Origin of the sequence: Endozoicomonas euniceicola (assembly GCF_025562755.1) — a bacterium.
Lineage (GTDB): Bacteria > Pseudomonadota > Gammaproteobacteria > Pseudomonadales > Endozoicomonadaceae > Endozoicomonas_A > Endozoicomonas_A euniceicola.
In genome coordinates, this window is record NZ_CP103300.1 from 3,081,054 (window position 1) to 3,097,138 (window position 16,085).

At 48.2% G+C, this 16,085-nt stretch carries 9 protein-coding genes; 5 read left to right on the forward strand and 4 right to left on the reverse strand.

Annotated elements, in window-relative coordinates:
- Positions 1–99: 99 nt before the first annotated feature.
- Positions 100–3,399: a S41 family peptidase gene (locus NX720_RS12180; RefSeq protein WP_262601371.1), complete on the reverse strand. Its 3,300-nt coding sequence runs from the start codon at positions 3,397–3,399 to the stop codon at positions 100–102.
- Between the two features lie 154 nt (positions 3,400–3,553).
- Between NX720_RS12180 and NX720_RS12185 the strand changes: the two genes are divergently transcribed.
- A complete protein-coding gene (locus NX720_RS12185) occupies positions 3,554–4,621 on the forward strand; it encodes an autotransporter outer membrane beta-barrel domain-containing protein (RefSeq protein WP_262601372.1) in 1,068 nt (355 codons plus the stop codon).
- 8 nt (positions 4,622–4,629) lie between these two features.
- Here the strand turns inward: NX720_RS12185 and NX720_RS12190 are convergent, their stop codons facing one another.
- Positions 4,630–5,598: an SIS domain-containing protein gene (locus NX720_RS12190; RefSeq protein WP_262601373.1), complete on the reverse strand. Its 969-nt coding sequence runs from the start codon at positions 5,596–5,598 to the stop codon at positions 4,630–4,632.
- Between the two features lie 112 nt (positions 5,599–5,710).
- Positions 5,711–6,688, reverse strand: a complete 978-nt coding sequence (gene pdxA, locus NX720_RS12195; protein WP_262601374.1) for a 4-hydroxythreonine-4-phosphate dehydrogenase PdxA — start codon at positions 6,686–6,688, stop codon at positions 5,711–5,713.
- Positions 6,689–6,988: 300 nt separating this feature from the next.
- Here pdxA and NX720_RS12200 point away from each other — a divergent pair, with 300 nt between their 5' ends.
- Complete coding sequence (locus NX720_RS12200) at positions 6,989–11,215, forward strand: hypothetical protein (RefSeq protein ID WP_262601375.1); 4,227 nt, start codon at positions 6,989–6,991, stop codon at positions 11,213–11,215.
- Between the two features lie 157 nt (positions 11,216–11,372).
- On the opposite strand, the gene NX720_RS12205 is transcribed toward NX720_RS12200, so the two are convergent.
- Positions 11,373–12,131, reverse strand: a complete 759-nt coding sequence (locus NX720_RS12205; protein WP_262601376.1) for a DeoR/GlpR family DNA-binding transcription regulator — start codon at positions 12,129–12,131, stop codon at positions 11,373–11,375.
- Between the two features lie 245 nt (positions 12,132–12,376).
- Between NX720_RS12205 and NX720_RS12210 the strand changes: the two genes are divergently transcribed.
- The 3 genes from NX720_RS12210 to NX720_RS12220 are packed head-to-tail and all read left to right on the forward strand — an operon-like array spanning position 12,377 to position 16,048.
- Positions 12,377–13,123 (forward strand): paraquat-inducible protein A, encoded by a 747-nt coding sequence (locus NX720_RS12210; RefSeq protein WP_262601377.1) that lies wholly within the window; start codon positions 12,377–12,379, stop codon positions 13,121–13,123.
- Positions 13,104–13,739, forward strand: a complete 636-nt coding sequence (locus NX720_RS12215; protein ID WP_262601378.1) for a paraquat-inducible protein A — start codon at positions 13,104–13,106, stop codon at positions 13,737–13,739. Before NX720_RS12210 ends, NX720_RS12215 begins: the two co-directional genes overlap by 20 nt.
- Positions 13,736–16,048 (forward strand): PqiB family protein, encoded by a 2,313-nt coding sequence (locus NX720_RS12220; RefSeq protein WP_262601379.1) that lies wholly within the window; start codon positions 13,736–13,738, stop codon positions 16,046–16,048. The genes NX720_RS12215 and NX720_RS12220 overlap by 4 nt, the downstream gene beginning before the upstream one ends.
- Positions 16,049–16,085 lie beyond the last annotated feature (37 nt).

The following is a 16,085-nucleotide window of genomic DNA, read 5'->3' on the forward strand; positions in this document are numbered from 1 at the left end:
AGTGCTTTTTGCTGACACTGGCTATTACAGCCAAGGCAATGCGTTAGCCATGGTGAACTATAGCACTCCCCCCCTCATTGCAGAAAAGCAGGATACTGATCACAGCCCCCGATTGTATTTTGGACGGGCAATCGGAAAATCAGGCCTTGAAGGTGTTTTTACAGGCTCTTTTTCCAGCTTCTCAAGCAGGAACTGAATGGCCTTGTCCAGCTGAGCGTCACTGCCGTTAAAGGTAGAATGGGGCAGGTTGTCAATCTGGATATCGGGTTCTACGCCCCAGTTTTCTGTCAGCCAGCGACCATTGGTCCGGTAGCCTGCGATAAAGGGAACCGACACAAATCCCTGATCCATCAGTTCAGAGAGAAACATCCATATTCTCCCGCCCCAGGTACGAGAGCCAATAATGGTTGCCAGTCCCAGTTCCCGCAAGTTTTCTGCCAGTTCTTCCGCATCAGATGCGGTATGCTCGTTCACCAGAACAACGATATGCCCCCTGAAGGCGTATGGCATATTCCAGTCCATGGTGGAACCCATATAACTGTTAAAGGTGATGGCTTCTCTCTGCAGGCGACTGGTAATCCAGCTGTCAATGTTACCGCCTGAGTTGTTGCGCAGATCCAGTATCAATCCGCCACGCTTAAAGATGGGGTAATACTGTTGCACCCACTGTTCGAAATTATCAGGCTCCATACCTCTCAGGTGAACATAACCAAGCTTTCCCTGTCCCTGGTGTTCGGTGCGCTGTTGCCGGTCGTACCGCCAGGAATCGTAGCGCAGTCTGGCAGACTCCTGAGGCAATATTGGCCAGACAATCTGCTCAATGGGGTCTGGAATACCCGGCTTTTTAACGGTCAGTAGCACTTGCTGGTTTTCCCGGAACGTTAGCCGTTCTTCTATTGGCTGCTGATGATCCAGCGGTAAGTGGTTGATGGCGGTAATACTGTCCCCTTCTTCAATCCGGATGCCTGGCCGGGCTAACGGTGAACGCTTCAGGGGAAAGTCAGGATCGGTTTGATAAATCTGATCAATGAGTAGCCCCTTGTCTTCCTGCGAGAAGATAGCCCCCAGCGAGCTTTCTACACTCCACTTGTCGTTGAATCGCAGGTCACCTCCGCCAAGCTCAAGGTGAAGCACTCCCAGCTGGCTAATCATGCTGCCAATAAGGTGATTCAGGTCACTTCGGTTTGTGACCCGGTTCAACATCTGCAAATGAGTGTCTAACTGTGCAGGCCAGTCTGTGCCGTTCATCGAGCGGTCTGCAAACTGGTTGCCCAGCAGAGACCAGACATTAAACAACAGCTGTCGCCATTCATCCTGTGGAGAAACATAAACCCGCCATTGCTTCAGGGATAAAGGATTGATGTCAATATTGCTTTCAGCCACGCCAACAGGAATGAGGGCGAACTCGTCATTGTCACCATGGATCAGAATCTGTTCTCCGGATTTGGAGGGCTGATAACCTGTGAGTCCTGAAGCAACGATGAAGGGTTCATTGTCAGGGGCATTGCTGACTTCCAGGCTGTAAAGCGTGAAAGTATTTTCAGAATTCGGCTCCCCCCAGAACAGATAGCCGTTGGCGAGATCAAGACCATAATAGTTGCCGGGTGGGACAGGTATCTGATACAGGCGATCCCGCAGGCCATCCAGTTGCACAGTAATGCGCTGTGGCTGCTTTTCTTCAGAGGTTTTTGCTTGTTTTTGTTCTTTTTTCATAAGCCGGGCAACTTTCTGTTGCAGGACTTCATTTTCAGGCTCAAAAGGCCAGATTACCTCTGGGTCCATGGCGTACATAAACAGACCACGGTTTGTATCTGAATAAGGCTCTGGCTGATTCGAGCCGAAGGGGTTCTTTACCCTGGAGTGGAAGAAGCGTTCTGAGATAAACATCAGCCATTTGCCGTTGGGACTCCAGACTGGAAAATCACTGTCAGTGCGATCACTGGTAATCGCTGTCAGTCGATTGTCGGAGAGGCTAAACAGATAAATCTGTTTTTTACGGTTGCTGGCCGGACTGGAAAAGGTTAGCCACTGACTGTCCGGAGACCAGCTGAACTGACCGGGGTAAATATCCCGGGGTTCAAACTGACGGATAGTTTCTGTTACGCCCGATTGAATGTGGGTCAGCCATACGGTGGCATCAGAATCAGTCCAGACGAAAAATTCGTTATCCGGTGAGATAACCGGATCATTAACCACTGTTTTGTCCGTTTGATGAATTTTCACTGCCTGCTGACTGCCATCAGCAGGCAGTAGCCAGAACGATTGATAAATGCCTTCTGAAGCCAGCCCCAGAAGGTGAGGAGAACGGGGTAAATACTGGGCCGACTCAAAAAAAACGCCTTTACCCGGATTGGGAACGGTAACGGTGCGGCCATCTTTTACTGGCAGCAGGGTGATCTGCCCCCGTGCCGACAGTGCCAGCTGGCTAGAGTCGGGAGACAGGTCATAACTGGAGAGATAAGCAGCGGGCCAGGGCAACCAGTGTGGTCGCCGCTGCTCAAAGTCGGAAGTGAGGGCTATCTGGATTTTTTCGGGTCTGGCATCTGTCTGCTTCAGGTCTAAAGCGTAGAGGTCTGGCCCCAGCTGGTAAACAAACTGACCGTCGTCCTGCGCTGGATATTCGATATCCAAGCCCTTATGAAAGGTATGCTGAATCAGGTTTTGACCATCAACGTCCATTGACCACAGGTTGCCACTTCCATCCCGGTCACTGACAAAATACACCCGTTGATTCCAGAACAGAGGGTGTCGGCTGGTGCCGGGAAAGTCTTTGGTGAGTGGGGTTGCTTCCTTGCCCTCAACATATTTCCAGATATTTTGAGCGGTTCCCCCCTGATAGTGCCTGATATTATGGAGGGGACCGGAAAGACGGGTAAAAAAGAGAGTCATAGTGTTGGTCGGGCTGGCACCAAAAATGCCTTCAAAGGCCTGAGCCAGTGGTATCCAGTTGCGTTCACGGGTTTCAGTGTTCAGAGTGACCAGCTGAAAGTTCTCACCAAACACGGTTCGTTCATTGGTGGCGTAAAGAATCTGCTGATGGTTAACCCAGCCCCGGGGAATGACCTGACCTTCTGACCAGGTCAGCCGTCTGGGTAGACCTCCGGACATTGGCATGATGTAGAGGTTGTCAGGCCCGTCGTATTCGGCAAGAAATACAACCTGCTGACCATCCGGAGAAATAACCGGTAATATCTCCCGGCCGTGATTTGTGGTTAGCCGGGTGGCTGTCCCCCCTGCCAGCGTTGTTTTCCATAAATCCCCCTCTGCTGAGAAAATCACAGTGTCTTGATGAATACTGGGGTAGCGGTAGTAACCTTCATTGTTGGCACCTTCATCGCTGGCATGGAGAGAAACTGAAAAAAAGAACGAAGCTGCCACAAGAAAAGAGAGGAAGCGCATATCAGGCCTGTTGTTTTGGTTTTATGTAATTAAGGTAGCAGTTGTCTTCTGGCTCTGTTTCCGAGTCCGATTATTGGCTAAAGAGTTTTATACGATGCCGAAAAACGAAGAATAGAGTGCCATTAAAAGGCGACAGAATCTTCGGGAGGCAAGGATGCCCTGCAAAAAACTGGCTTATTTATTTCCACTGGCGGTATTCACCGGGGCGATTGCAAATTCCCATGCGCAGCAGGAAATGGATCTGGCTTCAAACACGTTTATGTCTTTACAGATGAGCCTGATTGCGCAGCAGGAGGCTGAGTCAGCTCCCCTGCAGCGTCTGAGTACTTCCCGACATTTTGGCAGAGGCTACTCCTACGCTGATGACTTTGCCGACATGGGTGTGTGGGGGCAGATGCTGGCCTCTGGCACTTCTCAGGATGACTGGAAAAATGACGAAGGCAATGCTCTGTCGGGTTTTGATGCTGATGCTGAGGGTTTCACCCTGGGGTTTGATCGCTCAACAATAATAGGTCATTACGAAATCACTTATGGCGCTGCATTCACAATCGCTGACGTTAAAGCTGACAAACAGAACTCGAAAGACTACAACCGCCTCAAAAATCGTCAGATGAATATCTATGGTTCTTATACTCGTGATGAGTGGTATCTCGACGGGGTTGTTAACTACGGGTGGAGTCGGAATGATCGTACCCGGCATGTAGGCTCAGAGCCATCAGGCAAGTCTGAATTTGACAGTAATAATTATGGTTTAAAGCTGTTAGCCGGATTTAACTACCCTTATCTGAACACGATATTCCAGCCTTTACTTGGCTTTAATTATTCCCGTATTACCATTGATGATTACAGGGAAACTCTTACTGGTAATGTCGGTCAGGCACAGGCGGTCAGTGGTCAGACTTACCAGAAAATGGAGTTGGGTGCCGGACTGGAAATGAGCCAGATATACGAATTGCCGCTAGGGGATTTAGAGCCTTCTGCCAGGATTATGGGTTGGTATGACATGAAGGGCGACAAGGTCAAAGCACACTCGACCTTGACAGGTAGTGGCGATGAATTAAGCGTTGAAGCAGGACAGCCTGTTAAAAGCAGCTATTCGGCTTCTTTTAATCTTACTTATCGGCGGCTGGACAACCTGTCTGTCATTGTGAGCTATGACCTGAATCAGAAGTCTGATTACAGGAACCATAGCTATTACTTAAGAGCGGAATACGATTTTTGATTCCCGGATCAGGCCCCAAGCGCCTTCCGACAGGCATCAATGGTGACAACGCCAATCACATGGTTATGGGAATCCTGCACCACCAGGGCGCGAATCTTGCTTTTGTCCATCAGGGCCCTGGCGTCGCTGGCGCTGGCTTCTTCTTTAATAATGATCGGGGCCCCATTCATGATATTACGAGCCGTCATCCCGCTCAGGCTGTCGACGCCAGACAGTCCACGTCGTAAGTCACCGTCGGTAATCACGCCTGCCAGGTCGTCACCATCCATCACCAGGCAGATTTTGGAGCCGGTGGCTGTCATAGCCTGCATCACATCGCTGATCTTACTGTCAGGCGCAATACGGCCATAGTTGTCGGTACTCATTATGTTGCGTACCCAGGTAATTTTCTGGTCTTTCCTCAGACCTTCCAGGTCACTGGCCTGAAACCGTTGCAGGGCTTCCGCAAGCAGGTCGCCGATGGCCAGTAGAACCGTTGTGTAAGTGGTTGGCGCGTGTTTCTGATCGGGCAGGTCTTCAATCACACTGGCGTCGAGTACGATGTCAGCCTGTTCCGCGACAGGGCCTTTTGGATCGCCAGTAATAGCAATCACTTTGTTGCCCACATGTTTGACGACCGGATACAGCCTTATCAGCTCTTCGGTCATGCCGCTGTACGACAGCATAATAATAATATCGCCGCTGCCCACCATGCTCAGGTTGTCGTGCCAGGCATCGGCAGGGTTAATCAGATGACAGGAAAGACCAGCGTTATACAGGGTGGCCGCAATTTTACGACCAATATGACCGGACTGACTCATGCCCAGCATGATCACGCGGCCCCGGCAGCTGGTCAGGAGCTTTATAGCCTCAGTGAATTCGCCGTTGATACGTCCCTGAAGTTGCTGCAAAGCGCCGATCTGGCGGGCAACACTGGCTTTCATACCTTCGCTTAACGTCACTTCCAGTGGCGAGGTCTGGTCGTTACTTGTGGCCATAGGTTTGTCCTGTATCTTTCCGTCATTTTTTATCCGGTTTTTATTGCCCGGAACTGATGTCTTCAATGGTTTTCATCATGTCACACTGTCAATTTCTGATTGTTGATAGTCGTCAACATAATGTTTTCATTCTTCCGGCGTATTTCGCAGCCAGAGAGATGGCTTCAACCAGGCTGACAGGGCTTGCAATACCCTGTCCGGCAATATCAAAAGCAGTTCCGTGATCAACCGATGTGCGCAGAAAAGGTAACCTGCAGGTGATTGAAATGGTTTTCTCAAAATCGACCATCTTGGTCGCGATATGACCCTGATCATGGTACAGGGAAATCACCGCATCGTAACGCCCTTGCAGAGCCTGATGGAAAACGGAATCCGCCGGTAACGGGCCGGATATCCGAAAACCTTCCTGCTGAAGTCGTCGGATCGCCGGTTTTATGGAAATCATTTCTTCATTGCCAAACAATCCCTGTTCGCCGCCGTGAGGGTTCAGTGCGGCAATCGCCAGATGAGGCTTCTCTATCCCCAGTTGCCGCAGGGCTTTTATCGCTTTGCGGGAAAATTCAACAAGGCGTGCTTCCGTGATGTAATCACAGGCCTCTCTTAATGACAGGTGTCTTGAAAGGAAAAAGACCCTGAGTGTTTTTACCTGAAACAGTGTCAGAGGATCAGGGCAGTGGGTCAGGTCAGCCAGTATTTCGGTATGACCAATGTGAGGAATGCCAGCCGCTTTAAGCGATTCTTTATTGATGGGGGGGGTGGCCAGGGCATCGACATCTCCCCTCAGGGCCAGCTCGGTAGCTGTTTTAATGCATTGCCAGGCGGTTTCCCCGGCGGCACTGGTTACCCTGCCAAAAGGTGTTTCACTCAGCGGTGGACAGGTGACCGGGAACAGGTTCAGGGTCTGCTTCTCATCGGTTACTTCTGACACATGCTGACAGAGGTTTAGTTTGAGTTTGATCTGGCAGACGTGTGCGGCACGTTTCAGACACTCTTCGGTTCCGGTAAAAATAAGGTGACAGGTATCGGGCAAACCGGATTCAGCCACTGACTGAACAATGATTTCGGGACCAATGCCAGCGGGGTCTCCCATTGGCACGCATACCAGAGGCTTCATAACATTGAGTGATCTGATGGTTAGAAGTAGTCGTACAGTTTAGCATTCTCGCCGCAAGTCCCCTTACTTTGCGTCAGCCTCTTTAGTTGGGGGAGCATGTCACAAAATACTGGTTGCAAGTAAGAATAAGTAGTCTACTTTTCCTTGGTGCTTTCGCCTTAAGCCTTCTGGCTTTTAGGAGTTGTCGCGATAAGCCTTTTAAAAGCCCTTTAAAAGCCCTTTAGTTGGTTGGTAGTAGCAGCCATTCTTGAGCAAGCCTATACGGGTAAAATATAAGTGATAAACGTAACTAACTTTTTTATTTCGACCCTGTTGTTTGTATTGTTGTTTTCTTTTCTTTCTGAAGCAAAATCTGCTGAAACAGAAAAAAACGATTTCCCGGTTGTTATTAATGACAATCCTGCCGGTGTAGCTGTAACTTATAAAACAGTCTCTAATGCCCAAAAAACGAGTACCCATATTTTTTTAGGGCAACATTATGAGCATATTCCACAACAGCTTTGGGATGTTATATCCACCTCTGTCACGACGGCCTCTCTGGTTTTTTCTCCTTACCTGTATGCAGCCGCTTCCGGAGGTGTTGCCAATAGGATTCAGGCGTGGCGTCCTGAGTCTCGCTTACCATCGGCACTCAGGTCATCAGTACCTGTAGTCGGCAGTACCATTTCTCTGCTGACAACGGTTGCGCTATTCAATACTGTCGCTCATGTATTTGCCGGAAAAATTAAAGATGACAAGGCGGTTCTGGATAAGCAAACGGCTTGTGAACGACATAAAAAACGAAATGGCATTATGCCTGTTTATCCTCAAAATAGCTGGCTGGGTAGGCATTTTCATCAACGTGTTCTGTTTACTGAAGAGTACAAACCTGTCCTGGAGATAAATCGGTTAGCAAGTCCGGGCTGGTTGTCTGATGACGGGGAGTCCAAGGCTGTTTCAGAGTGGGTCGATCTGTACAAAACGCTTTCCAGACATCAGGTAAATAAAGTTACGGTACAGCCTGATGACAAAGGCTTAAAGCTGACTTTTGACGACAATGTCACTTTCAGGAAGGTATCAATTATTGTGAGTACTTTCGATGAGTCTGGTATTTCCTGGGATATCGATAGACAACACTATTGTTCTGTATTTGAGGGCAGTGGTATTTACAGTATTTTTCATCAAAATACCGTTAAAGCTATCGCTCAGGCTATAGAGCAGGCGATCAGTTTTAATAATGATGTGTTTTTCCTGTCACCCAATAAAAGCAATTTCACAATGAATGACGCAGGAGCTGCAGTGGTTCAGCTGGATCATCATAAAGAGTCGTCGTGTGTTGTTTATTCAGATCGTGATTTTTATGCTAAAAATGCAGGTTATTTTTTAATTGCTGAACCTGGCCATAAAGCACAAAGTTTGTTTAAGCTTGCCTTGAATATGGAATCGGACTCATTGGCACGACAATACTCATCTCAAATAGTCTGGGGGCAGGAGGATATTAACTACTTAATTTATGTTCTCAAGTTTATAACAACGGTGTCATTATGCAGAGGTATTTATAATAATTTAAATACTCTGTGCGGAAAAGATGGCTTTTTTTCTGAAAGTGTTGAGCCTGATAAATTTGCTTTGAACGAAAATATAATTAAGCACAGGAAAGCTGCAAATACGGGTTTATCCAAAAAGATATCGTACAGGTTACAAGCCCCGCTGGTGAAAATGAAAAAGGAAATGCACACACTGTTTTATCCTGTACATAAAGCGGTTATCAGCACTTATTCTACTTTTATGGTGGATCCGGATGAGAATCTGGAAACGACCTTTAGGCCTGAAGAGGGCGGGGGTGCTCAGGTTTCATCTGACCAAAAAAGAAAAAAGAACGATGATGCTCTGAAAAGAGCAGAAAAAAAATTCAAAAGCATGCTTTCTGCACTAACGGGCATATTTGATGGTTCTCTGGCAGTAGGGTCAAGAGAGCCCGTTAAGGGCATGCCTTTCTGGGTAACACCTGTTGTTCTCAAAGGGGGTATCGCCTCTAGAGAATATGCTGCAGGAGGTGAGCTTACTGATTATGAACGAAGTCTCCTTGAAGAACTGAGCATAGACGTAACAGATAATACACCTGAAGCTGTTGAAAAAAACCGAAAGTTATTAAACTCTATGTGGCTTACAAATGAATCTTATATTGCCACACTCAACCGTATGCTTGAAACAGGTCATTATCGTATACAATATCCTGAGCAAGGTATGCATCTCCTTATTCGAAACCTCATATCTATGGGTGAAAAAGAAAAGGCAGACGATTTAATCAGCTTGATAACTCCTTTCTTTGATAAGATTCGTTTTTTTCCAGAGCCGGCTGAGTCACCTGTCAATATGGGGGATTCGTTTAGTTTTTATACGGTAGATTGGATGAAAGGTTTCTTTAAAAAAATGAAAGATGTGTTCGAAGATCCCCGGAGTAATTCGGATCGGCTTATCTATGAACAAATTCTGAGTGAAAAAATGAAAAATAATGCTGATGACAGGTTGTCACTTCTTATGGAGACCATCGAAGGGGAGCCTCCCTATCTGGATGATAGTAAGCTCTGTGGAGGCTTTCCTTGCCGGTTGTTTCCTGAAGGCTGGTTTGAAAGAGCCAAAGAAAATATGGCAGAGAAGGGTAGACTGCTTGACATTGCAAAAGAAAAACAGTTGAAAATATTCACAAGAAAAAGAGGAAGTAACCTACATATATTAAAAATCATGCAATCCATCCTTGATAAAAATGTTGACGAAATAGCTGTTAAAAAATTGCGCAAAATTATGGCGGAAGTTAATCGTAAGAGAGGCTTGCCCGGAAGTGAAAGGTATGATGATTATAAAAAACGAAGAAAAGAAGGGCTCGATAAGCATCTGGAAGTAGACAAGGCTTTGTCTCTTTTCATAGACGAGTTGGAACGTTTCCCAAACGACAGGGGGCTTGATAGTGTACACGTTGACTATATGGTAGGTTTATTTAAGTACTTTGAAGTTGATAAACCACTTAAGGTGACTGCTGATAAGTCGCTGGCAGAGTCAGGGAAAAAGCCTCTACAGCTTGGTAAAAACGTTGCCGAAGAGTCAGAAAATATAGATTCTCCATTAAAAGATGAGCAGTTATTATTTAAGCGAGTCAGCTTATTACCACAAAGAATGGTACTTAAAACTATCAGTAATCTTAAAAGGCTACAGACTGCTACTTTGGAGGAGCATCTCAAAGCAGGGCGGATAAAATCTGCAAAGCAGATGTCTGAATTGTCAAAACATTTGATTTATGTCGAAAATGATAATATTCCTGATGCAGGTTTGAGGGCTGTTGATGGACAATTGCGAAAAGCTTTTCGTAACAGGCGGTCTTTACTTCTGAGGGGCTTGCAATCTCAGGTTGAGGAGGATGAAATGCCATGGCGGAAAATTATAGACACATTTGAGAATAAGGAGAGCTCTCCTGATAGCGATGCAAATGCTCACCCTTCAGTCTTGCAAGCCGAAAGTGATGAGGCGCGGGCAGTTCATTTGGTAAAATTGTCAGTTAATTATTTTCCCTACTCGATATTGCCTAACCCATTGATAGGAAGCATTCAAAAACTGGTAAAGAGTCGCACCACTACAAAAGAGCTTGCAGCTGATATATTTGAGAAAACTTTCAGTGTTACTTTTTTAACAGCAGCCAAGTATGCTGCTGAACAAATGAGTGGTACGTTGTACGCCAAATATTATTCAATTCCATACAATGAAATACTTAAATATACTGCGTCCGCAGACTCCGCCTATGGTCATAAACCCATATCTGAAGAGCTTTATAATTTGTGTTTTAAGCTCAGCTGTCTTTCCCAGAAACCCGAGGGTAGTGCAGGAAATGGCATGATTATCGAATGGCAACAAATTATTACAACTCATAATTTAGCCCCATTTTATGATGATATTCTACGATCTGATAATAATGAACAACATAGTAAGAAACGTATTACAGATACGGCTGAATGGATAGTTAATGAGATTACCAAGGTGTATAAGGTTGATTATCATTTGGATAAAGATAATCCTGCTCATTACCCTGAAAGACTCCGCAGGCGGAAAAATATAGCCTATGCTTTCAGACAACTGATATTTTACCTGTCATTTGAAGAAAAATCATTTCAACTGGAAGCTCTGAGCATGCTCAAGGAAATACCTGACAGATTGGACAAGCTTCACACCGGTCATAAAGGAAAGCTGTTATGGGACGATTCCCTGACTGACGGAAGCTCGAATCCGTCTCTTTCAGGAAGTATAAAAAGGCAGGTGAAGCATATAAAAATAGAAGTAGAACAGATGCTTCAAGGACTGGAGCTAACCATTCATGGCCTACCTAATCCCCACCGTCCCTTTCTGGGCTGGCTGTCACGACAGGAGCGCAATCAAGAGGTGTATCGTTCCAACAGGGAGGCTGCAGCCATCAAGGCTGAGGAAGCCATCAAAGCTGAAAATGAAAGGGTTGCCAGTGTTGGTCGTCTTCCTTAAGGTGGTTGCCTTATTGAGTCTGTGAATATTCGTTAATTCTGGCCATATTCCTCATACCAAAAGAGCTATCGCCGGGGCAGCAAGGACATTCAGCTCCGTTAGCTGGAAGCAGAAACCACCCGGATAAAAGACTCTGGGTGGTTTTCTGTTTTATCCTTTAAGCACGAATCAACTGACCGCCCGCTTCTTCAATGGCCGGGATATTATCATCGTGGAAACGGCTGTCGGTAATGATAGTGTCCAGATCGCCCAGTTGGCAGATGGTCTTCATGCTGGATGCGCCGTACTTGCTGGAGTCAGCCAGCAGGATCTTGCGGGTAGCGCGTTCCAGCATCTTGCGACGGATATAGTAGTGGTCGGTAGACGCTGTCGTCACACCGTGTTCCAGGCTCCAGCTGTTGGTGGCCAGGAAAACAACGTCAGCATTAATGCTGTCCAGAAAGCTCAGGGCAGCCACATCGGTGTGAGCCTTGGTGATAGAGCTGACCAGCCCGCCAGTGGTATAAACCTTGGCAGTGGTGGAGTCGGACAGTTGCAGGGCGATCTTCAGGTCTGGAGTGATCACTGTTACGCGCATGCGCATCAGCATTTTGGCCAGCGCCATGGTGGAAGTGCCCGCATCCAGCAGTACGATCTGGCCTTCACGAATGTGCTTGAAGGCTTCTGAGGCGATGGACTTCTTCTCTTCGATGTTAACCGCGTTTTTCTTTTCGTAGGGAATGTCTTCCATCAAGAAGCTTTTGGAAACCGCACCACCGTAAGTGACGCGCAGCTTGTCTTCCTGCTCCAGAGTTCGGATGTCTCGGCGAATGGTCATTTGTGAGACGTCAAACTTCGAGGCCATTTCTTCTATGTTGGCGCAGCCCTTTTCTTCAACATAAGCCAGGATGTGTTCACGACGCTCGACGGGAAGCATATAAAAACCTCTTTCTTTGGATAAATCGCTCCGGACCGTGGAAAGTGACCGATTATCAGTCAAGCTCCTGACCATGACCGTAGTCACTGGTAAAAAGTGACTATCATAGCCTGAGGCGGAGTATGGGTTTGGGCGCTCACTGGTTCTGCCGATACAAAGGGGGACGTTGACAATTAAGCCGCCCCATGGGGTGACAGAACCAGAAAATCAGCGAATGGCGATTATACGGCACAAATGATGAAACAATGAAGGCAGATTCTACACAGCAACCCGCTGACGCAACCAGCCAGAGTCAATCTCCTGCCTGTCCGCAGGACAGCAGCATTACTCTTTGTCCTGACTGTGATCTTGTCATCAGGGAAGTGGTTAACCCAAATCCTGCACATAAACTGACCATCTGTTGTCCAAGATGTAACCGAAATTTACGGGAGTATCACCCGGAAGGGCTTATAAAATCATTGTCATGGATCATAACTGGCTTACTCCTTTTCCTTCCTGCCAATATTTTTCCGGTGTTAATGATGGAAATTCTGGATCACCAGGAAGCCAGTACGATCTGGGATGGTGTGGTGACGCTTTATCAGGAAGGTTTACAGGGGGTGGCGCTGCTGGTGTTTGCGCTGGCTATTCTGGTGCCGGGTGTGCGATTGCTGATTTTATTGTTTGTGATGGGCGCAATATTTCAGGAACAGCGCTTTCAGGGTTGGCCGCAAAGTCTTGCCAGACAACTGTTCCGGCGTTACCTGCAAATGGGCGAGTGGGGCATGGTAGAAATCTATTTGTTGGGGATTCTGGTGGCGGTCATTAAGCTGGCCGACATGGCGACGGTTTACCCCGGAGCCGGTTTGTTATGTTTTGCCGGACTTATGATAGCGGAGCTGGGCATCAGTATCTGCATGGATGAGCAGGACATCTGGGAACGGTTGGAGGAGAGCCGTCAGCGGGAGGAGAGCCGTCAGCGGGAGGAGAGCCATGAAAACCGATCCTGCTGAGGTCAGACACTGGACGACGGGCGCTGGCGTCGGGCTGAAGCTTTGTCTCAGCTGTCACAAAGTGTGTGCTGAACAGACGACACACTGCCCGCGCTGTGACGCCAGAGTGTATCAACGACGCCAGAACAGTATTACCAGAAGCTGGGCGCTGACTTTGACTGCCGCTTTGTTATATATCCCGGCCAACTTGCTGCCAATGATGACCGTCAGCAAGTTTGAAGAGGGACAGCCGCAAACGATTTTCTCAGGTGTTATAGAGCTGATGAATCAGGGCATGGTTCCTATTGCCCTGCTGGTGTTTACCGCCAGTGTGGTGGTTCCCGTGCTGAAGCTGTTGGGGATGGTATGGCTGCTGATCTGTGTGCGGTTTCCCAGGGCCACCATGCACCGACAGCAGATGCTTTACCGGATGATCGTCTGGATCGGGCGCTGGTCAATGCTGGACATTTTTATTATTTCCCTGCTGGTGGGGCTGGTGCAGTTTGGAAAGCTCGGTACGGTTACGGCGGGCATTGGCGCTTATGCTTTTGCCAGTGTGGTAGTGACCACCATGCTGGCAGCCATGCAGTTTGATCCGCGTTTATTGTGGGACGCAGCAGAGATTAAAAAACCATGAACCAGAACACTTCTGCACCGGAACCTGCCCGTGCAAACATTAAGAAACGTGGCAATCTGTCGCCTGTCTGGTTATTGCCGGTTGTCGCCTTGTTGATTGTTGTATGGCTGGCATGGAAGTCGGTCAGTGAAGCTGGAATTGTTATTGATGTGCAGTTTCAGAATGGCAGAGGCATTAAACAGGGCAAAACAGAAGTCATGTTGAATGGTATTGCTGTGGGGAAAGTAACAGACATAGCTATGTCTGACGATCTCAAGTCGGTCAATGTGACGCTGGAAATGGATCGCCGAATGTCGTCCAGCCTTACGGACAAAAGCCGCTTCTGGCTGGTGCGGCCGCAGGTGAGCGTAGCGGGTATCTCTGGTCTTGATACCCTGGTGTCGGGTAATTATATCGCTTTCCAGCCCGATGATAGCGGGGTTAAGCGCAGAAAGTTTGTTGCCCTGCCGTCACCTCCTCCTCTGGGTGAGCAGGAAGAAGGGTTAAGCCTGACGCTCAGGGCAAAAGAGCTATCGTCGATACAGAATGGCAGCCCGGTTTACTACCGTCGTCTGAAAATTGGTGAAGTGTCGTCTTACAACCTGTCTGTGGACGATCAGTACGTGGATGTCGAGATATTTATCAAACCACAGTTTGCCCATCTGGTACGTCGCAACACCCGTTTCTGGAACGCTGGAGGGGTCGAACTGTCTGGCAGCCTCACCAACCTGAAAGTCCGAACACAATCGATTGTGTCCATTGTTCAGGGCGGAGTGTCGCTTTATACCCCGGAGTGGGAGCAGGAATTTCCGGAAGCCTATCAGGGGGATGTATTCCCACTTTACCGTGACTATGACGAGGCTGAAGCGGGCATTGCAGTCGAGATTGATTTCCCGCTGGATGTCGCCCTGGGGCAGGAAAAGACCCGTATCCTGTTTCATGGCAAGGAAGTAGGGTTGGTCAGGGATACTCAGCTGAAGGACGACTATTCCGGTATAACCGCAAATGTCATCATACGACCAGACGCTGTTAACCTGATGGTAAAAGGCGCTCGCTTCTGGCTGGTGAAGCCGAGTATTGGCCTGCGCGGGGTTTCTGGTCTGGAAACCCTGTTGGGCGGGCGATACATCAATATGGATGTCAGCAATAAGGATATCAGGGCCGCCATTCCCAAGCGTCATTTTGAGGGTTTAGCCAGCGAGCCTCCTGCCTCACCATCAGCCCCCGGCTTACATTTGAAGTTGCGAGCCGGCTCTCTGGCGGGTATCAGCCATGGAAGTCCGGTCCTTTTTCGCAAAATGCAGGTTGGCTCGGTGCAGAGCCATGAATTAACGGACGACGGCGTTCTGATAAGGATACTGGTTAATCCTGCTTATCAGCATCTGGTTAACGACAGTAGCCGGTTCTGGAATGTCAGTGGCATCACCCTGCACGGAGGCTTGCAGGGGTTCAGCATTAAAGCCGGTACGCTGAACTCCATGCTGGCGGGTGGTATTGCTTTTGATACGCCTGACAGAACATCAGGCAAAGTAAAAAACGGTACTGACTTTATTCTGTACGATAATTCTGAAAAAGCTCATCAGTTCGGTCAGAGAATCACTCTGATCTTTGCAACCGCTGAAGGGTTGCGGGTTGGCACCAAAATAAAATACAAAGGTCTGGTTGTCGGACATCTGACTGACCTGAAGTTGGATCAGCAGGAAGGGCATATAGTGGCTGATGCCCTGTTGGGAGAAAATTCCGGCTGGGTAGCCCATGAAGGCAGTCGCTTCTGGCTGGTCAGGCCAAAGCTTGGACTGACCAATACTGCAAACCTGGAAACACTGGTGACGGGGCAATACATTGAAGTACTGCCTGGCTCCGGGCAGGAAACGGCGGCTGAAACCCGGTTTACCGTTGAGATGGCTGTACCTGACGACCTGCCATTGAGTAACGGGTTGCGCCTGCAACTGGTCAGCAGCCAGTTAGGCTCTATTCGCCGTGGAAATCCGATTTATTACCGTGAAATCCCGGTTGGCACCGTAACGGGGTATCGTCTGGCAGACCCCGCCAGCCAGGTCCTGATTTTTATTAATATCGAAGAACGCTACAAATCACTGGTCACCAGAAAAAGCCGTTTCTGGAATGCCAGTGGTATCGAGGTAAAATTCGGTTTGTTCAGTGGCGCTCAAATCCGTACCGAGTCGCTGGAAGCTTTGCTGGCAGGGGGGATTTCCTTTGCAACACCGGAACCGGGAGAACCCGTTGCCCCCGGCTATCGGTTCACAATGGCTGAAGAGCCAGAATCGCAGTGGTTGCGGTGGGCGCCTGCCATATCAATCAGTCAGTAGATAAGGGAAGCAGCAGAACATAATATACCGCTGTTGG